Below are 19,997 nucleotides of genomic sequence, written 5' to 3' on the forward strand. Positions count from 1 at the left end.
TCCATGGGTCCGTCAAACGTATGAGGAGCAATGGTTTGACAGGCCATGGTCTGAAATATTGCTGATATGGAGGCCAGCCCCAGGGGAAGATTTGACCACCATCCGGCTGGGGAAGTTCGGGAACATGAGGGATATGGTATCTGTTACCTCGGTGGGACGCTTAAGAGCTGCATAGCGGAGACGTGCCTGACTTCCTACCCTACCGATTACGCCGTCAATGGCGTTTTGAAGTCGGACCGTATCCTTGTTGAGGTTGAACTTCTGCGTGACCTGGAGCTTTTGGATTTGACAGGTGATGGGCCGCTCCTGGCCGGAACCTTTCAAGGGATCTTGGACGAGTATCAAAAGCGTTCAACCACCCAGGCCTGGGCGCGACGCTTTTATCACAATCCGTACGCAGAATGTAAAGTGATCGACGGCATCCAATGGCCAGCGTCAAAGAATGGGGAAACAGTTTACGCCAGATATGAGCGTGCCCGGGAATGGCTTAAGATCAAGAGCACTACCAAATTAACAAAGCGTCCCCTGCAGCTGGAAGTTCTTCGAATCTGCGATGAATACCGGCTCATATTCGATTGAGTGCGTCCTCGATTCACGGGCTCTCTTTAATCTTCAGCTCCCATCTCTGCTTTGATTCCAAAATTAAAAGTTACTGAAATTATTTGGAAATATTTCTTTACCTCTATGGGCAATGATTTTCATTGAGTTCCCTTCGACGGCAGCGATTCTTACTTTCTGTAGTCACAGTTTAATTGGGCTATTGTCTACAAATTCGCCAATGCTTGGACATTTTCCTTAAAAATTGATGCGAGGAGGGGCGCCACAGCTTTTGCAAAAGCGAAAGGAACTTTCCCTTTATGAGGTTCGGTCATGCGGTATGTGGTTGCTGCTTTATTCTGTCTGGTGCCCTTCTCGAGCTATGGTGCGGAGCTAGTGAAACGTTTGAAAACCAAAGCTGTGCTGAACTTGAAAAAGAATGAGTTGGTAGACCCGGAAATTGGAGAAGAGGTCTACTGGTGGATGCTGCGGACGAGGTGGCTGAACTTCTGGTTGAAAAGATTGATGGTCAAATCGTGACAGTGACGGGTGAGATCAACGAGCTCGAGATTGGCTTTGAGCACGGGGATGTACGTGTCGAAGGGAAAACCAAAGTCAAATACGATGAGGTCACTCTTGGTCTTTGGCTGACCTTTGGCAATTGAACGCATTGGAAAATCCAATACGGTCCACTCAAACTGAGGTGTTGATAGAAACTGAAGCATATACAGGAGACGACTTTGAATTTCATTCATCCCATTTTGCTTTTCGGTATTCTTTTTGTCGTATCTTGTAAAACAACCTCCAAAAGTAATACTCCTCCTCCTGATCCAAACCGTGTCGTGAGTTCGGGTGTTCGCACCAGTGTGATGCCGACAACCCTGAAAGAGGTTCAGAAATTGGATCTTGAGGTGATAGGCATCGCCCCTCTGCCGCCTGAAGCAAACGGAACCTGGGTCATTCACTGCGAGGACAAGAACACGTCAGCAGGATCTCTGGCGCTGGTTGCGCGAAGCAGTCCTCTTCTTATGAAATTAAATGAAATTCCCAGGGATGCAAATTACGCCGCAAACGTTTATCTGAAGGTCGATGGCAATCGCTACGCTATTACCATTGCGCTGCTTAAGGATAAGAAATGCCAGCAGCAGGACGATTTGAAGTCCGTCGAACTTATGGAGCCAGCTCAATTCATCTTGATCTGCAGCTGGGCCGTGGGATCAAACGAGTGCAAGCTAAAGCGGGCCATCTATACGGCCCTGGATCGTTCCTACGAAGCGTATCTGAATAAACTGGAATTCTGTGGTTTCAAGGGCTGGAAAGAGGGAATCACATACGACATTTCTGACAAAGGCTGCGATCAGACCTATATCGAGGACTATGCAGATGGTTCCTCAAGTTCTGAAAGCAAAACTCTGAGTGGAAATTCTCTGGGAGCTAAAACCATTGAAGGTAGGCTCACATGGGATGATACCAATGGCGTGATTAAATTCACCTCCATTACTGATGGCCGTTCGATGACCTTCAAGAGAGCTAGAGCCGAACGATTTTTTTCGACTCTCGATACTATTATGGACAGACCATAAAGGGTTGCGGGTCGGGATTCAGGAGTCTGGAAATTCTGATTTGTCTCTGGAGGCGGATAGCGCTTTGCTGCCCGTCTTTCTTCGCTCGGGAGTAATTAAGAAGTTTTTATCCGCAAGCCGAATCCCCTAATGTATTGTCGCAAGATTATGCATGGGCGTTGGCCTGTAATGAAACCGGGAAGTTTTGGTCGGTCAACGGACCTTTGAGAACGAATCCTGTCGGCCCATCCCCAGAACGGACTGGACAGGCCGGGATGCTTTCGACATATAGGTTTGGGAGGTTCATGGTGGAGAAACACGAATGCCTGAAAATTCAGGGATAGATCCCCTTCCAGCTTCCTCTCATAATGTTCATTACTTGAAACGGTCACGGCAATGTAGTATTTCCGGCCTCTGCGCGACGCTTCGATTACCACGAAGTAAGGCACCTCCATCCATGATTTCACAGCACTTTTCTTGAAAAAAAGCCATAAGGCCCAAATTCCCTTATCTTAATTTAGAGTCTTCCGACGAAGTTATGGGGTGAATCGTCTTCCTTAAGACGACACGCAGTTGCGGGAGCTTGTTATTTCCAATTTTCGGCAGAACTGGCTTTTCCTGCGGGATCGATTCCTGCTTCTACTGCTATTGTCCTTGTATGGGCTCATGTCCGAAGGCCTGCGAGCCGCGCCTGCTCTTCGCTATTTAGGGGACAGCGATAGCCTCATGCTCAGCCCATACTTGGAAGTTCATCTCCAGAGAGAAGGCGCGGGCGATCTTTCGCAGGGCACCGCAGCCCAGTATGCGGAGTGGGCAGACACTACGCGCGATATTCCTTCCTTCGGTTTTGATGATTCAGGGACCACCGCTTACTGGGTCCGATTCCGAGTGGAGAATCCTCAGGGCAAACCGATTGAAATTTTTCTTGCCAGCCATTATCCGGCCACCGATCTACTGCGGCTCTATGAAGGGCGTGAGGATGGGAAACTGACCTTCCTCGAGGAGCAGGGCGACCAGGTTTCCTATCGGAATCGCTCGGTCCATGCCCGCATCCCAGCGTTTCGGATCATGCTCGCACCCGGAATGCACACCTTCTATCTCGAGCAAAAATCGCTCGGCGCGGTGCAATTTGCTTTAAAAATCTGGCGTCCGGACGCGTTCCGGGAGTTTGCTGGCGACGAGTCTCTCATCCTTGGTGCCATCCTGGGCTCATGTGTGTTTATTTTCTGCTACAATTTTTTCATTTTCGTCAGATTCCGATCACGCGTGTACTTTCTCTATGTCTTATATAATCTCACGGTCTGCATCTATCTGTGCAACTTCCTGGGCTTCACTCAGATGAAGCTGCTGCCTGATGCCACAGGCAGCTGGTGGATGGGCGAAGGGGCCAAGATCAATATGGATCTTCTTCAAATCAGTGGTCTCGCCTTCGCCATTGCATTCCTCGCTTTGAAACAGCATGCCCCCCGTTGGCGGCGGTACCTGCTATTCCTGATCTTTCTAGGCGTCCTGACCCTCTTGAACACGATAACTGCCAAGCTCTGGTTCAACAAGCAAACAGCCATCTTCAGCATGGTCGTCTCGGTGTCGCTGCTTGCCTCCGGCTTTTATCTTTCCAAACGCCTCACTTATGCCCGTTACTATACGCTGGGCTGGTCCTTCCTTCTTATCTTGAACCTGGCAACGATGCTTTCGCTCATGGGCATAACCGCAACCGATATCACTCTCATCTCCTGGGGCCAAAGTCTTGGCTTCTGCCTCGAACTCTGTCTGCTGTCCTTTGCACTCGGCGAAAGGATCGCCACGATCAACCGGCAAAAAGAGGAAACATTGCGGGAGCTGCATCAGACCAAGAACAATCTTTTCCTGGCTGAGCAGGAGCAGGTACATATTCAAAGCCGCCTGCTCGCAGAGAGGGAAAGGCACATCGAGGAACTCGACCTGAAAGTGGAGGAACGGACCCGAGAATTGCGATCCCTCCTCAATAACCTGCATCAGGGTATCTTTGCCATCCGGTTTGAAGAGCAGATCTGCCTCATGGGAGCTGATTATTCTCCCCATCTGCATGAGATCTTTGGCGCCTTCGATTCGTTGACGGTGGATCCCATTCAGCTCATCTTTCAGCATTCGTTGCTTGGTCACGACGATCAGAGTCGCATCCGCAGCACCATTGTCTCGATGATCGACAGCGACCGCATTTCCTTCGAACTCAATACCGGCTCCCTGCCAAGGGAAATCGATCTGGCTCTCCCCTCTGGCATTCAGAAGACTCTCGAAATCGATTGGGATCCAATCGTTGACAGCCACGGATGCATCCGCGAGATTCTCGTGGCCGTGCGAGACGTGACCGAATTTAAGGTTCTTCGTAACCAGCTCCTGCAGCAAAGCGAGGATGTTGCGATCGCAAAAGATCTTCTCGGCGATGACAGACCGCTCCAGGGTGCCCGTATCGCGAAGATTGCCCATGAGCTTCAAGATCTTCTGAAATTAAATGGACAGGATGAAAAAAAGCATGTGGCCGTACTGGGACGCTTGCATTCCTTGAAAGGTGACGCTCGCACACTCAATCTCAATGCCTTGAGCGAAGCCATACATGAGGCGGAAAGTTGTTTGATTCAGACTAACGAGGAGGAACGCACCCGCGGGATGGCCAGGGCCGCGTCACTGGCTGAACGATATCAGGAGGTCTGGGCGATCCTGGAGAATCGCTTTCGTAAGGTTAAGGACTGCGGACTACAGCCTTGTTCATCGCCCGAATTGTCGCTGCAAGAGATCCTTGCGGCCGAAATTGCGGAGGTCGGGCGTTTGGCTCAGGAACTCGGTAAGGTCACTCCTCGGATCTCAGTTGATTCCACTCCCTTGAAACTGCCTCAGGGAGTTGGCGACGCCTTGCGGGAAAGTTTCGCCCATATGCTGCGAAACTCGCTCGATCATGGCCTGGAGTCCCCTGAAGAAAGACGGCAGCTCGGTAAATCGACATATGGGACGATCATAATCCGCGTTCAAGAGGCAGCGGACCACTACGAAATTTCCTATAGGGATGACGGTCGTGGCCTTGATCTCATGAAATTACGAAGCAAGGCCCGGGAGCAAGGTATAATGGACATTCCAGAGGGCGATGATGCGGCAGCGGCCAACCTGATTTTCGTACCGGAGCTGAGTACACGGGACGCTGTTTCCCTGGTTTCCGGCCGCGGCATTGGTATGGATGCGGTCAGGAGCCGGATCGAAGGCTTGGGAGGAAGTATTGAAATCGATCTCCCAGCTGATAAATCGGCAACATCCTTCCGCTCGTTCACCTTACGTATCCGCTTACCCAAGTCCACGGCATCTCATGGTTTGCATGAACCCCGGGATATGAGAGCGAAACTCGCTTGAACAGTGTAACCACTTCAGTCGTTAGTACTCTTATTGTACGAACTAAATATGTACCCACCTGTGTCACTGGCGCCACTTGGTTTCTGGACGTCTTTTCCTGGAAGACTTCCATAGTGGCTAAAACCCTGGGCAACGGCAGGGTGCATCCAGCATGCCTGCGGAGATTCCGCAGCCTGAGAGCGTATAAAGTCTGAACGGAAGTCACACGACGGCCGCGCTTGCAAAGGCGCTCAACTGCTATCTCGCTATTGCCAGGGCCGCTATCACTTGATGATTGCAGGTTTACCTCCTCTAGATTCTGAGCGATTTTAAACTTGATGGCCCATATTTCAGGGAATAACGTAGTCTTGCCTAATCAGCCCCATAAACCCAAAAAGCAGTCCCCGCCGTAACAGTCGTCGGAATCAGAACATACGAAATCATCATCCCATTCGGCGGAAAGTAAGGCGACCGGGTATAACCGGCCGGCATCTTCACGTAGAAGAAATTATGCGTATTCCCCTGAGTGATCTGCAAGGTCACCAGGTTCGCTGAACAGGAATCATCAGAATAGAACCCCGCCGCCGTGGCATCAGACGGCGCGCCGACCGCTGAGTTGTTGAACGAGCTCAAGGTTACTGTACCCGGGAAGACAGCACCAGGGGTCCCACCCCTGGTCAGCTCAGCCACCACAGGGTAGCAGGTATCCCGGGTGAGCATGGAATCGGCATCGCCTATGTACTCATGCGAGGCAGGGTATGCGGCCGTACTGTCAATGACAGCTACATTCAGTATGTTGGCAATGGGCGTTCCGTTCAGAAGAGCATCAAGGTAGAGGAAATCCCCTTCAACTTTTTCCACATCACTGGAACTGACATAAATCATCAGGGATTGAGGCGTATAGTTCCCCGGTTTAAAATAGAGGTCGGCCGTTGCCGATGAACCGGAATTGATGGTCACCGATGTGATCGCAGAATCACTGCAATCGGCGGCACTGTGATAAGTTCCATTGGTGCCATTCGAACTTTCGCTCAGCTGCACAGGGAGCGAGGGTCCCGTGGTGATGGTCTGACCATAGGCATTGGTGCGAACAAGAGTAAAGGGACCAAGACAGTCGGTCAGGGAATCAAATTCTGTGCTCATACCGCTGCCTGGACGAATTTCGACCCAATGATCATAATAAGTTGGAGTCGGAGGGGAGTAGGTTGATTTCTCCGAATCGGACAGCATGTTGATGGTTGCTGCGGGATTCGCGTCGAGATCCGGAATGGAATTGAAGGAAACCGTGGTGCTGCTTTGGGCCTTGACGTATTCCTTCATGTTATCACGCAGGATATTGTCATAGCTGCGCTCATGCAGGAGTTTTTCAGACCCCACGCTCAAGGCTGTCGTGGAAAGCTTCCCATCCATGCTTCCATCGCTGAAATCCTTTTTCCAGGCCATTATGAATTCTGAATCCTCACCACCCAATGCGGTGGCATAGCCCTTCAAACCCTGCAAATAAAGACCATAACGTGCAGCATCGCTGGCAGCATCGGTAATCTCAGCGATTTTCCCTGGCGCCACCTCAGTATTGGAGATACCGGTTGCGGCTCGGGTTTCCGCTGTAGCCTGAACCCTGGCGACCGCAAAAGTCTGTCCCTCGGCAACCAGTTTATCCATACGTTCCGCCGCCATTTCCGTCACCGGATTAATGGCCACAACCTTATCCTTGCTCAGACTGGTCACGCGCGAACGCGCGATGGGCGTTCCTGCGTTCAAGCGAAGACCTGAACCCGTGGTCTGCACCGCGAACTCAACGGATTGAATGTTCGGATCAATTTGCAATTGAAAGTTGCCGTTCACGTCCACAGTCGCTGTTCCTACCGTGGCTCCTTTGGTTCCGTCGCTGTTGAGGACATAAGCGCTGACTTCCATGGCGGCATTGGGATCAAGGGCGAGCGTTCCGACCTGACCCATGATGATGTTGGCAGGATCAGCCGGATCATCAGGTGTTTCCGGATCGTCGATTTCGGGATCGGCTTCATCGGGATCATCAGGATTATCGGGATTGGTGGGATCATTCACATCCGTAGCGCTGGTGGCTGGAACAGCCGAGGTGCCACCACTATCGCCGCTGCAACCAAAGGTGCAGCTCAAAAGGATAAGAATCCAAACTCTCAGAGTTGGCAAGGCTGTCGCGAACATTCTTTCCACCCCGTAATAACGTGGACTTCCTCTCTTTGTATTTGTTCGGTCAGGGATGGGCGCCGCTTAATAAGTGATTTATAGTCGTGACGTCGTTCTATCGCCATGCATGAGTCCACAAATTTTCGATCGTCGCCTTATAACTTACTAAATTCGCTGATTTAATAAATTATTAGGATATATTGAAGTTGAACTTCATGATTTCATAAAGTAAGCAGCCATGATAAAAAATGCATACAATTCAATAAGTTAAACAGCTGTCTTCACAATGTTATGGTGGAGAGTTGGTGCCCGAACTGGAAAAAGCCTCCGTGATAAATTTTCGGAACAGCGCTCGCGCTCTTGATGAAGCTATCGAACTTACCATAACCGCAGTGTTTTGAAGTTGCAGAGGTCTCCCGGAAACAGCTAAGGCTATACGCTCTAAGCATGCACCCCCGACTCAAGCAACTCCTTGATCCGAGACAACTCACTATCCGCCATGGATTTCAACACATTCCGCGAAAGATAAGTCTTCAGCTCAAACGGCTCGTTGTGCTCAGAGAGGGTCGCCTTCACATGAGTCATGCGCCCATCGCCGATGGGCTCGAGCTCCAAATCCCAGAGGAGATAGCCCGCTGTGATCGGAAAGATTTTGCGACTGCTTTCATGGAAAAGGGGATCGCCCTCGTCGAGCATACTGCGAAGCTCCTCGACCGAGCGATCGATCACGATGGATCGTTCGATGTCGTGCGGCGCATGCAGGGGCTTGCGATTGAAAGCGCGGTAAAGGGGGCAGTAGCCGCTCAACCCGCGCAGGAAAAGGGCAAAGCCAGCTGCCTTTTCGAGATGTTTGGAGGCGGATCCATTTCCCATAAAACCATAGATCAATGCCGCAGAGCCCACAGCCATCGAAGCCATCCGTTCAGAATTTGAAAGATTGGGTTGCATGATACGGGTCTCCATCATGAATCTTTGCAGTATTCGTTCACCCTGCACATGCAGGAAATTTGCCAGCCTTACAAGCCGGGGGTGGCGTAACCGTAGTCAACGGGCATGGTGGCCTCCGGCCTCGGCAGCTGCCGGCACGCATCCCGAACCGCAGTGCGCAAACCTTCCTCCAGGGTGGGGTGATAGAAGGGAAGCCTGAGCATATCCTGAACAGTCAGCTGACTTTGAACGGACCAGGCCAGAAGATGAGCCAGGTGCTCCGCCTCAGGGGCGATCAGATCCGCTCCGATCAGCCGACCGCTCGTGGCCTCGGCATAGACATGCACAGCACCCTGATTCGCTCCCATGATTTTCGCGCGACCCTGATCCTCATAGGATGCCTTGCCGACGATGATACGGTCGTTTTCGACTTCGCGGCGACCCACGGAAGCGATGCCAGGATGCGTAAAGACCACCGTCAACGGCGTGCGACGCTCGATTTTCATAGGCTTTTCATGGCTCGCGTTATAACCGGCGACACAGCCTTCGTCGGCCGCCTCGTGAAGAATGGTTTTCGTGCGGTCGACATCACCTGCCATATAGATAGGCAGACCCTTGATGGCCAGCGTCTCCTTATCGAGCTCAGGCAGACCATGCGCATCGAATGTGCAGCCGGTGTTGTCCAGCTCAAGACTGGCGACGTTTGGTTTACGGCCCAAAGCGGCAAGGACGGCATGAACGGTTTGTTTGTTTTCACCGGCTGTCAGGAGCAGCTGCCCCCCTGACTCTTCAACACTCACGGCCTGCCCGAGATGCAAACAGAGATCCTTTTGCAAAATTTCCACGGCCTTATCATTCAGGGTCTCATTCACAAGACCCCCGATTCGATGCTCCCGATCGTAGCCATGCACATCAAGATTTAAAAAGGACAGCGCCTGGCCGAGTTCAAGACCGATCGGTCCCAGGCCCACGACCGCCCATTTTTGAGGAATGTGCTCCCGCTCAAAAAAATTGTCGGTGGTCAGAATATTCGGATGATTTTGCGGCCAGTCGGCTGGAATGAAAGGCTGGCTGCCGGTGGCGATGATGAAACTCTTTGCTTCCAGGTCATATCTGTCATCCACACGGAGCGTGGATGGCCCGGTGAAGCGCGCGTGCCCTTGGCGAAAGTTTTGATCCCAGGCCTCGATGCCGCGCACCACGTACTGCACGAAATGATCGCGCAACTGGCGAACTCTTTCAAAGACCTTGGCGACGTGAACCTCATCATGCCCCGGAATGATGCCCATGGTCTGCAGCGAACGCGACCGATGCGCGGCATGAGCCATTTCAATCAGGGCTTTGGACGGCATGCAGCCCACACGCGCACAGGTCGTGCCCAGGGGACCGTGATCAATCAGCAGAAAATTGCGGGTATGACGACTGACTTCCTTCGCCGCGGCGAGACCCGCTGTGCCGGCTCCGATGATGATGACATCATAACGTTTTTGCATGATTGGCCTCCAGGTTATCTGCGGTGGAATGCGATGCAATCCTCGGCATGCCCCACCTCCTCTGACTCCGTAAGTGTCTATGCAAAATGACAGCCAGCGGGCCTTGCAATCGCCCTTGCTCCATGATAGACAGGCTGCGATTGACAGGCTTCAGAGGAAAAATGCATGGCTGTTTCACTCAATGACCTGGTCGTGACTCAGGATGGCACTCTTACACTGCGTCATCCTGCTTACGATGAGGAATTTCATTCCATCAAAGGAGCCCGCTTTGAGGCGGACAGCCTGTATATGGAAGCCAGCGGCTTTCGCTCCCACGTGCTGGCATCCGATCAAACGCTCGGTGTTTTGGATGTCGGCCTGGGTTTGGGGTACAACGCGCTGATGACCCTGGAATGCTGGATGCAAGGTTCTGGCAGTCATGATCTTCAGCTTGTGAGTCTTGAGCATACGCCTGAGCTGGTCGCGGCGCTGGCTGATCCCCAATGCAACTGGAAGGAAGGCTGGTCCGAGGACTGGAAACTCTGGTCGCAAAGCCTGCAACAGGACCCTGAGACGGGAAACTGGAAGGCGCGGGTTCAGCATCCCTGCAGTGGACGTTTCTTCCATTGGCTCGTTCTGGTGGGAGATGCGCGGCTTGCCGATCTTTCCGCTCTCACCTTTCACTATATCTGGCAGGATGCCTTCTCACCGAAGAAAAACCCCGAGCTTTGGTCGGTGGAATGGTTTGAAAAACTGCGCGCGGTGAGTCATCCCACAGTGCAGCTCGTCACCTATTCAGTGGCGCGGATGGTCCGGGATAATTTGGAAGGTGCATCCTGGAGCCAGGAGCGGATGAAAACGCCCCAGGCTCAGAGTGGAGAAGGAACAGGGAAAAAACAGTGGCTGCGCGCCTGGCTTAGAACCACTTGAAAAGGCGCTGGGCGATCACGGCGCAGACCAACGTATAGAGTCCGAGCACCGTGATCTCAGGTCCGAGCGCCTGAATCGGCAAGCCTTCCAATGCAATTTTTCGCAGGCCATCATTGAGTGCAGTCAAAGGCAAATAGGCCGTGCCTTCACGCAGCCAGTCCGGAAAATTGTTCTTCGAGAAAAAAACGCCCGAGAGCATCATCATCGGCAGTGAGATCAGGTTGGTCAAACCCGAGATCATGGGCACGCTGCGGGTCCGCGAGGCGCAGAGCAAGGCCAAAGCGGTAAAGGCCGCCGCCCCGAGGATCGCGAACAGAAGATAGTGCAGAAAGTTTCCATAAAGACTGAAACGGAAGATCACAAAGCCGGCGATCATCACCGCCGAGAATTCCGCAGCAAGGATGATCAGACGTCCGAAGATGTGGGAAACGATAAACTCATGGGAACGCATCGGCGTCGCGAGATAGCGTTTCAAAAGATTTTCCTTGCGGTTGCTGACGATCGTCATGCCCACACCGAAGAGACTCGACGTCATGATGCTAAGACCCAAAAGCCCGGGAATCAGAAAGTCGACATAACGCCCGCCTTCCGCCTGAATATTCGCCGATTCCTGCGGCACAGGATCCAGGCGACCGCCTTGCCGTTGCACCAGGTCATTCACAAAATTCCGTGCCCGCACCGCCTCGGGATTGTTCTGATCGAGGCGATAGATGGCCTTGTTCCCGGCATCAAACTGGAGGATCATGGAAATCTCACCGCGTTTAATTCGAGTCTCAAGCTCACCCAGATCCGCTTCGCGCAGTTTGATTTGAGGATTCTCCTTCAGAGCCTTGTGCGTGCGCTCGCTCAACTCCGATGGAGCCGCAGGCGACAGCCAGCCCACACCATAGGATTCCGGTCGCGGCTTGGAAAAGGCAAAGCCGAGCACCACCATCCAGAGGATGGGCATGAACATCACCCAGAAAAAGGCGGAAGGCTCCCGGCGGAACTCCCGCCAACGACATTTGACCTGCTGCCAAAGGCTGCGACTAAGCATCGCGAATGCTCCTTCCCGTCAGTTTAATAAAGACATCTTCCAGCGTGGAACGGCGCATTTCGAGCTGCGCGAGTTTTAAATTCTGTTGATCCGAGGCCCGACTGAGTTCAGTGATCGTCTGCACGGGATCCCGGGCCACGAGTTCAAAACCATGATCAATGATCACCGCATCCTTGAGCCAGGGCAGGTGCGGTTCCAATTGCGCACGCACCGGGTTGGGTTCCATTCCCACATAACGGAAGCAGACCACCTGCTCGCCACAGTGGGTTTGAATCAGCTGCGCCGGCGTCCCTTCCGCGATGATGCGACCGTGATCCACCACCGCCACGCGATCGGCGAGTTTTTCCGCTTCGTCCATGTAATGCGTTGTCAGAAGAATGCCGCGATCGCGACCCTTGTGCCTTTGCAAAAGATCCCAAATCATGCGACGGGATTGAGGATCCAGACCCGTGGTCGGTTCATCGAGAAACAGAAGCCGCGGCTCATTGATGAGACTACATGCCAGATAGGCTCTCTGTTTCTGGCCACCGGAGAGATGCTCGAGCCGGGTATCCGCCTTATCGTTAAGTTCCACCATGGCAATGGCTTCATCAACCTTCAGGCTCTTCTGAAAAAAGCTGGCGAAAAGTTCGAGCGTTTCCTTGACCGTCAATTTCTTATAAAGCTGGGTTTCCTGGAGCATCACGCCGACGTTTTGCATGATGGCCTGGCGATGGGTGCGCAGCGATTGGCCGAATATCCTGATTTCACCGGCATCAGGTGTCTGCAAACCTTCCAGCATCTCAACCGTTGTGGTTTTGCCAGCGCCATTGGGTCCAAGCAAGGCCAGACATTCTCCAGCCTGAACGCTCAGTGTGATATCATCGACAGCAGTCAGCTTGCCAAACTTCTTGCGCAGGTGCTGTGCGGTGAGAAGGGGTTCCATCCACGTCTCCCTGATGTTAAAACGGGGATTGTAATGGGCAGCGCCTCCGAAAACAAGCGGCAGTACAGAGTCGCATTGGACTTGAAGGAATGAAGCTATGCAAAAACCAGCAGACGTCATCATCGCAGGCGCAGGGCTGGGCGGTCTTCTGACGCTATGTGAACTGAGTCGGCGCCACCCGACCTGGACTTTCGAACTCGTGGAGCGCGAACCCTGGATCGGCGGTCGCCTGCGGCTTACGTCGCGCGAACATGGCAGTTGGAGCTGTGGTTTGCATGCGATCGGTGCCGAACTTTTTGATTATGTGCAGAGTGTGCTGCAATCCGAAAACGCGGAAATTTCCGAGGCTTTTCATCCGCGGCAGGGTTTTGGTGTTCTCGCTGCACAAAAAATTACGACAGCCAAAGGCCCTTCCATTCTGGCCCCGGAAGTTGCCAAAGCCATGGGCGGCACAGCGGCCACCCGTGACTGGAGCCTGCTGCTGGAGCTGCTCGAAAAGGAAGCGGGCACCGAACAGGAACAGGCGCAGGCCTTCAACCAGGTGTGGAAAGGCGATAAAAAAAGCGCGACCCTGATCGTGCTCGAACATCTGGCTCATCTGTGGGGCGTGCCGGATCTTTCCCCCGCCTCGGCGCAAATCCTGGCCGCACGGGCGCTTCAGGCTGCCAAAGGTCAATGGACCGGCCCCTGGGATCGCCTGTTCGAACCTTTGATCACCGACCTGCGTTCGCAGGATCGCCTCATCATCCATACCCGCGCCCAGATCATGGCCGCCAAATATGAAGAAAAAACCTGGCAGCTCGCCACCACGGTGGGCGCCGTGACCGGGCAACGTCTGGTCGTGGCGCAAAGTCCCTGGGAAGCGACGCCCTGGCTGCCCAAGGATCTTTGGCCCAGCCGCCTTCTGAATATCGCGAGCAAGACCAAGCCCGTGAGTCTTGTCATTCTGTCGCAACACAGAACCGACAACACGGCTGATTTGCCGCAGACCCTGGTAATTCCGGCCGAGGAGGTGCAGGTGCAGGTCGATGCCCAGCAGATCTGCTATCAGGCCACCTTGAACTTTGAATTGACCGTGCAGGCCCCGGCTGTCGTGAAAGCCGTGAAACGCCTGAAACGGGCCCGCAAAAAGCTGGAGGCTGTCTGTCCTGAACTGAAGACGGAGGGCGAACATATTGCCCTTTTGCCGGTCGCCTGGGCGCAGACTGTGGCCCCATCCGAGCAGCGCTGGCTGGAGAAAATGGAGGGTGCCAATGTTCAACGCAGCCATCTTGGATACTGTGGGGATGCCTATGGGGCCGAGGCTGACAGTGACCGGAATCTGATCGCGTCGGTTCAGGCTGTGTGTGAAGCCATGAGCTGATTCCCCTTCCGGACGCGGCGATGCGATGACGATCTTGCTTGTCATCAGAGAGGGCATCGCCTATAGTCCCCGCGTTCGAACCACCCACGATACAATCTTTCACTTAAGGTGCCTCTCATGACCGCGCACATCATCGATGGCAAAGTGATTGCTCAAAACATCAAGAATCAATTGAAACAAAAGATCAAAGCATTGCAGGCTGCCGGCCAGCGCCCTCCCTGCCTTGCCGTGATTCTGGTGGGGAACGATCCTGCCAGTGAAGTGTATGTGGGCCACAAGAAAAAAGCCTGCGCGGAAGTCGGCATTGAAAGTCGATCGGTGACTCTGCCGGCTGATGTCACCCAGGCAACGCTGAGCGAGCATCTGCGTAAACTCAATGCCGATCCCGCTGTGGACGGCATTCTTTTGCAGCTGCCACTGCCCAAGCACATGAAAAGCGATGAGGCGATCGACCTGATTTCGCCGGAGAAGGATGTTGACGGCTTGACTCCTTACAGCCAGGGACTGCTCAACTGGAAACGTCCTGGCCTGACCTCATGCACACCGCTCGGCGTTATGGAGCTCATCTACTCCACAGGGATTGATGTGAAAGGCAAACGCGCGGTTGTGATCGGTCGCAGCGTGCTCGTCGGTCTGCCGGTGGCCGTCCTTCTCGGCAATGCCGGAGCCACGGTCACAAGCATCAATTCGAAAACGGTGAATCCTGCCGAACTTTGCCGCCAGGCTGATATTCTGGTGGTGGCGGCCGGTGTGAAGCATATGGTCACCGGGGATTGGATCAAGCCCGGTGCGGTGGTCATCGATGTGGGTATTCATCGCGATGGTCAGGGCAAAAAACTGGTCGGCGATGTGCTCTATGAAGATGCCGTAGCCAAGGCCGGCTGGATCACGCCCGTGCCCGGCGGCGTGGGCCCGATGACCATAGCCAGTCTTTTGAGCAACTGCATGACGGCTTACGAAAGACGCAGCCAGCGTTAAGCCGCCGTCTGATGCCAGCACAGGACAAAGTGCGGCGCACAGCTGCTAATTTTCTCCGCGTTGCTGGCATCCACCAGGAAATAACGGAAGTCAGGATCAAAGGAAACAATCGCCAGTGATCCTTCCGCCAGCTGCATCTGCTGCACCTCGGTTACGAGAATTTCACTGATCCTGTTTTCCCGATGAATAAAATAGTAAGGAATTTCCGCAGCGGATTCGCGCAGGTCACCGGCCACCATGATGTCCATGGCCCGATGGATGCCTTCGCGTTTGCGGCGTTCCTCTTCCAGCAAACGGTTGCGTTCACGATCGGCTTCCTGCTGACGCCTGTTCCTCTCAGCAATTTCCTTGCTGATCTCATCCTTGATGGCATCCGGCGACAGAAGCTGCTGATGCTGCCGTTTTTTTGCTTCTTTTTCAGCCTTTTTTGCCTGATTCTTGTCTGCCAAACCGGATTTGAGGAGTTGATCTCTCAAACTCATAACACGCTCCCGGGTAATGCCGTTCGCGGGTCATGCTAGATTTTGGCGAGCACCAAGACAAGTAATTTTTCATGCTGAAGACGCGCCATCTCAAAGCCGAGTGCGGTCGCTTTCTTATGCAGGAGAAGTTGTCTATGAGTCGGAGAAAACCACAAAAGCCAGGCCATCTGCTCGTTTGTTGTCGCTTTGACACGGTTTTCGCCGAGGATATTGATTTTTCTCTTCGCCATAAGACGCTTCTGGGCCATGAGTTTGGCGTGTGGATGTCGAATGGATGGATCCGCCACGAGCTGGTTCGCAAAATTGCGAAGCAAAGGAATTTCGGTTTTGAGAACGGTAAGACCCTGGGCCTTGCGAATGTCCTGAATCCATTGAATGAGCCCGCCGGTTCCTTCCCGATGGTGGGATGTAAAATGCGGAATGCGATCGGTTTTCACATTTTGAATCGGAATGAGAGACCAGAGTTCAGGCCCCTGTTTTTTATCCGCGGGATAACACGTAAGTCCAATCGTACCCGGTTTCAGCAGTTCCGGATGCACGAAGAGTGTTTCCGCCGCCCGGCTTCGCATTTTCTTAATTTGCTTGGGGCGACCTTGACCAGCCTCAGCATAATGCAGAGCCACCTTCTCACAGCGCCCCTGCATGATTTTAAGATTCAGCTTTAAACCGTCTGCCGTCCATGTGCTCAGGGCATCGGCCGCTGGTGTGGAAAGTATCCAGGCCTCATGCGCCGTGCAAAGTCCATAGGCATAGCCGTGATGCTGTTTGGCCAGTGCCTGGTCTTTGGCGATGGTGGCCAGATCCTCGGGAATCAAAGGCTGCGTGTCATCCGCACTGCGAATCCAGGCGGCATCGAGCTGCGTTTCATAAAGCTGATGTTTCCAAAGCTCACGCGAGGACGGAATGATTTTGCCGCCTTTGCAAAGAAGCTTCGGGAGTATGGATTGCAGATCAGTACGGAGGCTCTGCGCCGGAAGCCAGCCAGGAGTAAGGGCGATCAGGAGGAGAAGAAATCGGTTCATGGGACCCCCGGTCGTGGGAACCAGGGATCCTGGGATCCTGATTCAGTCGAGGAGTTTAAAGATAGTTTGCAGCTGCATATTTGAAGTGCCTTCGTACAGTTTACCAATCTTCGCATCCCGATAGAACTTCTCGGCCGGGAATTCCTTGATAAAGCCGTATCCACCATAGACTTCGAGGGCTTTGGACGCCACGCGTTCGGCGACATCCGACACGAAGTACTTGGCCATGGCCGCTTCCTTCACGAAGGGCAGACCGGCATCCTTCAAGCGGGCCGCGTTATAAACCATGAGGCGTGCGGCTTCGATTTCCGTGGCCATTTCCGAAATCTGGAACTGGATGCCCTGGAAGTCGGCCAGCTGTTTGCCAAATTGCTCGCGCTCCTTGGAATATTTCAGAGCGCCATCAAATGCGCCCTGAGCCAGACCCAGCATCTGCGACGCGATACCGATGCGGCCTTCGTTCAGCGTTTCGATGGCGATCTTGTAGCCCTTGCCGTACTCACCCATCAGGTTTTCCTTGGGGATCTTCACATTGTCGAGCAGCACTTCGCAGGTCGAAGATGCGCGGATGCCGAGCTTCACTTCCTTTTTACCGAGCGCAAGACCGGGTGTGCCTTTTTCCACGATAAAGGCCGTGATGCCTTTATAACCCTGCTCAGGGTTGGCGTTGGCAAACACGATGAAAATTTCCGCTTCCTTGGCGTTGGTGATGAAGATTTTTTTACCTTCAAGACGCCAGTGGCTGCCTTCATCATAGGCGCGCGCTTTCATGGCGAAAGCATCGGATCCCGAGTTGGGTTCGGTGAGACAGTAGCAGCCCACTTTCGAGCTGGCCAGCATGGGGCCATACTTGGCTCGCTGGGCATCGTTCGCATAACGCAGGAAAATATTGTTCACGAGCGTATTCTGCACGTCGACCAGAACACCAACAGAAGGGTCGACCTTGCTCAGTTCCTCAATGGCCAGGATCGCCATGAAGAAGCTGCCGCCTGCACCACCCAGTTTTTCCGGCAATTCGATGCCCATCAGACCTGTTTCAAACAGCTGCTTGATCAGGCCAGGGTCCATGGTTTCCGTTTCGTCCATTTGCAGGACTTTGGGTTTGATCACCTGCTGGGCAAAGCGGGCGATTTCGCCCTGAAACATTTTTTCATCCTCGTTCAGGACGGTCAGAGCCGAGATCTGGGTCATGGCAAAACTCCGATTCCAGGGTCAACGATCAGTTTTCGTCCCTAGGTTGTAGCGCGGACCGGAGCAATTTTCACCTCTAACCTTTGGGATAAGGGGCGTCAGTTCTATCGAGTGGGTGCTCCAAAAAGGCCGAAACCGTCGCCCGTGAAGCTTTTTTCACACGAAGAACCGAACGATACTGCGGCGAGGGGCCGAGCGTGGAGAGAGTGGTTTCAATCTCGCATTCCAGGCGTTTCATCTCGGCGAGATTCTGTTGCATTAGACGCAGATCCCGCCGTTTCTGCGAGGTATTGGCGGTCGGATCCTGACGCAAAAGGGCGCTGCATTCCTCCATGAGGGTCTGCGAACGCTTGGTGAAGTTGACGGCCAGATGCTGGATTTTTTTCACCTGACCGCGACTATGGCTCACATGAACGGCCAGCGTGCGCAGGAGGCGACTGAAGGCTTCAAAGGTCGGCCGCTGACTCGAGAGGCTGCGCTGGGAGCTGGCAAAACTCTGCGCGGCGAGGCGATTGCTTTCCTCGAATTGAAAACGCTGATACTGCTGCCGGAGTTCAGTCTCCTGCCGCTTCAGTTCCGCAAGCTCCTCCTGCAGCGTGATCTCGGTCTGCTCGAGACTCTGTTTTTTCTGCAAAAAGGCCTGAATATCGGCTTCGCTGATATCAAGTCGAAAGGGATTGGTGCGGCCCAGAAGACGACCGCGCAAGAGGTTGAGCCAGAGGAGTTTGTCGAGGTAATCGGCATAACGCAGCTGAAAGTCCTCGACCCGATCCGCCCATTCCCGTGCCCAAAAAAGAATCGCCCGGGCGGTGGCCACCACGGGAAGCTCGGTGGCTTCCGCATAGCGGCAATGTTCGATCATCTGTCCCAGCTGCTCGTGCTGCTGTTCGATGCGCTTGAGCTTGCTCAGAAGTCCCTGCAAACGTATTTGCACCGGACTCGGCGTTATCTGTTCGAGTTGCGCCAGCTCCTGCTCGAAGCGATCCAGGTCGGCGTCCAGGCGTTCCATGCTGATCATGGGGTGTCCTCCACGGACGGCAGGTCGGGGGTGCGGCTCAGATATTTTTCCAGATATTTGCGAGCCAGCGCGAGCCGGGATTTGGAGCGATGCAAATCCTCAAGGCCCAGGCCGTCGATTTTTTGCGCGGCCATCCGCAAATCCTCGGCAAGGGGAGCGGGTGGTGTTTTGCTCTGCAAAAGACGCCGTGCGGCCTGTTTCAGCCAGGCTTCCATGCGCTGAATTTTGGTTTGAGAAACATGAACCTTTTGCTGAAGACTCGCCACGGAATCGGTCAGGCGCACGATCTTTTCGAAGGCGAGGCGCGTATCACCGGCCTCCTGATACTGGTCCCGATAGAGCAGCATCCGGTCGGCAAAATTATCCCAGTTCTGCAGCTGCCTGATGCGATGCGGTTCCAGCGTCTGCCGCTCCTGATCAAGGTCGCTCAGATAGCGCCGAATCTTGGTCAAACGCAGCTTCATGCGCCAGGACCCTTTGCCGGCGGCGGCCGCTTCACCCACCCAGCGATTGACTTTGGCGAGCTGCTCGCAGAGATGCTGGCTGATCCTGAGTTGCGCTTCGAGATATTGATCACAGAGGATATGTTCGTCGCCGGTACAGATATCGAGCGGCGGCAGCTGGAAGGTTTTTCCCTGCTCAAGAATGGTGGGAGCTTCCATACGCAAACGCACCAGCTCAAGACGTTGACGCAGATCGTGAAGTCTCTTGCGTCGTCTTTGCCAATCCTTGTCCTGCGCGCCCGGCGACTCCAGGAGAACTTCCCAGGAGTCGAGCTTATGAAACAGGCGTCGCAAGCGCTCAGCGTCGGATGCTGCGCTTGTATGAGGCCTGAACCCTGCCATGAAGGACTCCAAACTAAAGCAAAGCAGTAGCCTCGATCATTGGGCTCTGCTCTAGGATTGTCTCATGCTGTCCCAAGTCATGTCCACGTTCTGAGCCACAATGCCGTTGCTAAGAAATTTGCGGATGCACGCAGTTCAGTCTTGGCTTGAAAGGCTGAGGAGGGATAGTGGGTTAATCCTGGT

At 53.7% G+C, this 19,997-nt stretch carries 17 protein-coding genes; 7 read left to right on the plus strand and 10 right to left on the minus strand.

The window, feature by feature from the left end:
• The first annotated feature begins 66 nt into the window (after nt 1-66).
• The 4 genes from OLTU_RS02515 to OLTU_RS02530 all read left to right on the plus strand — a co-directional run bounded on the left by OLTU_RS02515 (nt 67) and on the right by OLTU_RS02530 (nt 5,477).
• Nucleotides 67-579 (plus strand): RES domain-containing protein, encoded by a 513-nt coding sequence (locus OLTU_RS02515; RefSeq protein WP_141731185.1) that lies wholly within the window; start codon nt 67-69, stop codon nt 577-579.
• Between the two features lie 437 nt (nt 580-1,016).
• Nucleotides 1,017-1,202, plus strand: a complete 186-nt coding sequence (locus OLTU_RS02520; protein ID WP_141731186.1) for a hypothetical protein — start codon at nt 1,017-1,019, stop codon at nt 1,200-1,202.
• A 75-nt stretch (nt 1,203-1,277) separates the two neighbouring features.
• Entirely contained in the window at nt 1,278-2,120 is an 843-nt protein-coding gene (locus tag OLTU_RS02525) for a hypothetical protein (protein ID WP_141731187.1), read from the plus strand.
• A gap of 720 nt (nt 2,121-2,840) precedes the next feature.
• Nucleotides 2,841-5,477: a 7TM diverse intracellular signaling domain-containing protein gene (locus OLTU_RS02530; RefSeq protein ID WP_218109799.1), complete on the plus strand. Its 2,637-nt coding sequence runs from the start codon at nt 2,841-2,843 to the stop codon at nt 5,475-5,477.
• A gap of 351 nt (nt 5,478-5,828) precedes the next feature.
• Here OLTU_RS02530 and OLTU_RS02535 read toward each other — a convergent pair whose 3' ends face one another.
• From OLTU_RS02535 to OLTU_RS02550, 3 genes are all read right to left on the minus strand, one after another.
• Complete coding sequence (locus OLTU_RS02535; protein WP_176736271.1) at nt 5,829-7,643, minus strand: hypothetical protein; 1,815 nt, start codon at nt 7,641-7,643, stop codon at nt 5,829-5,831.
• A gap of 423 nt (nt 7,644-8,066) precedes the next feature.
• Nucleotides 8,067-8,591: a YgaP family membrane protein gene (locus tag OLTU_RS02545; RefSeq protein ID WP_141731191.1), complete on the minus strand. Its 525-nt coding sequence runs from the start codon at nt 8,589-8,591 to the stop codon at nt 8,067-8,069.
• Between the two features lie 50 nt (nt 8,592-8,641).
• Nucleotides 8,642-10,045 carry a dihydrolipoyl dehydrogenase gene (locus tag OLTU_RS02550; RefSeq protein WP_141731192.1) on the minus strand — a complete coding sequence of 468 codons (1,404 nt, stop codon included), beginning with the start codon at nt 10,043-10,045 and terminating at the stop codon, nt 8,642-8,644.
• A 165-nt stretch (nt 10,046-10,210) separates the two neighbouring features.
• Between OLTU_RS02550 and OLTU_RS02555 the strand changes: the two genes are divergently transcribed.
• Complete coding sequence (locus tag OLTU_RS02555) at nt 10,211-10,954, plus strand: MnmC family methyltransferase (RefSeq protein ID WP_141731193.1); 744 nt, start codon at nt 10,211-10,213, stop codon at nt 10,952-10,954.
• On the opposite strand, the gene OLTU_RS02560 is transcribed toward OLTU_RS02555, so the two are convergent.
• Nucleotides 10,941-11,990: an ABC transporter permease gene (locus tag OLTU_RS02560; protein ID WP_141731194.1), complete on the minus strand. Its 1,050-nt coding sequence runs from the start codon at nt 11,988-11,990 to the stop codon at nt 10,941-10,943. The genes OLTU_RS02555 and OLTU_RS02560 overlap by 14 nt on opposite strands.
• Entirely contained in the window at nt 11,983-12,915 is a 933-nt protein-coding gene (locus OLTU_RS02565) for an ABC transporter ATP-binding protein (RefSeq protein WP_176736273.1), read from the minus strand. The genes OLTU_RS02560 and OLTU_RS02565 overlap by 8 nt, the downstream gene beginning before the upstream one ends.
• A 97-nt stretch (nt 12,916-13,012) precedes the next feature.
• On the opposite strand from OLTU_RS02565, the gene OLTU_RS02570 reads away from it, so the two are divergent.
• Complete coding sequence (locus OLTU_RS02570) at nt 13,013-14,278, plus strand: hypothetical protein (protein ID WP_141731196.1); 1,266 nt, start codon at nt 13,013-13,015, stop codon at nt 14,276-14,278.
• A gap of 117 nt (nt 14,279-14,395) precedes the next feature.
• Entirely contained in the window at nt 14,396-15,256 is an 861-nt protein-coding gene (gene folD / locus OLTU_RS02575) for a bifunctional methylenetetrahydrofolate dehydrogenase/methenyltetrahydrofolate cyclohydrolase FolD (RefSeq protein WP_141731197.1), read from the plus strand.
• On the opposite strand, the gene OLTU_RS02580 is transcribed toward folD, so the two are convergent.
• From OLTU_RS02580 to OLTU_RS02600, 5 genes are all read right to left on the minus strand, one after another.
• Nucleotides 15,253-15,738: a DUF2058 family protein gene (locus OLTU_RS02580; RefSeq protein ID WP_141731198.1), complete on the minus strand. Its 486-nt coding sequence runs from the start codon at nt 15,736-15,738 to the stop codon at nt 15,253-15,255. The genes folD and OLTU_RS02580 overlap by 4 nt on opposite strands.
• A 35-nt stretch (nt 15,739-15,773) precedes the next feature.
• Nucleotides 15,774-16,760, minus strand: a complete 987-nt coding sequence (locus tag OLTU_RS02585) for a hypothetical protein (RefSeq protein WP_141731199.1) — start codon at nt 16,758-16,760, stop codon at nt 15,774-15,776.
• Between the two features lie 42 nt (nt 16,761-16,802).
• Nucleotides 16,803-17,951 carry an acyl-CoA dehydrogenase gene (locus tag OLTU_RS02590; protein ID WP_141731200.1) on the minus strand — a complete coding sequence of 383 codons (1,149 nt, stop codon included), beginning with the start codon at nt 17,949-17,951 and terminating at the stop codon, nt 16,803-16,805.
• 76 nt (nt 17,952-18,027) lie between these two features.
• Nucleotides 18,028-18,969, minus strand: a complete 942-nt coding sequence (locus OLTU_RS02595; RefSeq protein ID WP_141731201.1) for a hypothetical protein — start codon at nt 18,967-18,969, stop codon at nt 18,028-18,030.
• Nucleotides 18,966-19,814 (minus strand): hypothetical protein, encoded by an 849-nt coding sequence (locus OLTU_RS02600; protein WP_141731202.1) that lies wholly within the window; start codon nt 19,812-19,814, stop codon nt 18,966-18,968. Before OLTU_RS02600 ends, OLTU_RS02595 begins: the two co-directional genes overlap by 4 nt.
• Nucleotides 19,815-19,997 lie beyond the last annotated feature (183 nt).

Source organism: Oligoflexus tunisiensis (assembly GCF_001748245.1).
In the GTDB taxonomy this organism is placed as follows: Bacteria; Bdellovibrionota_B; Oligoflexia; order Oligoflexales; family Oligoflexaceae; genus Oligoflexus; species Oligoflexus tunisiensis.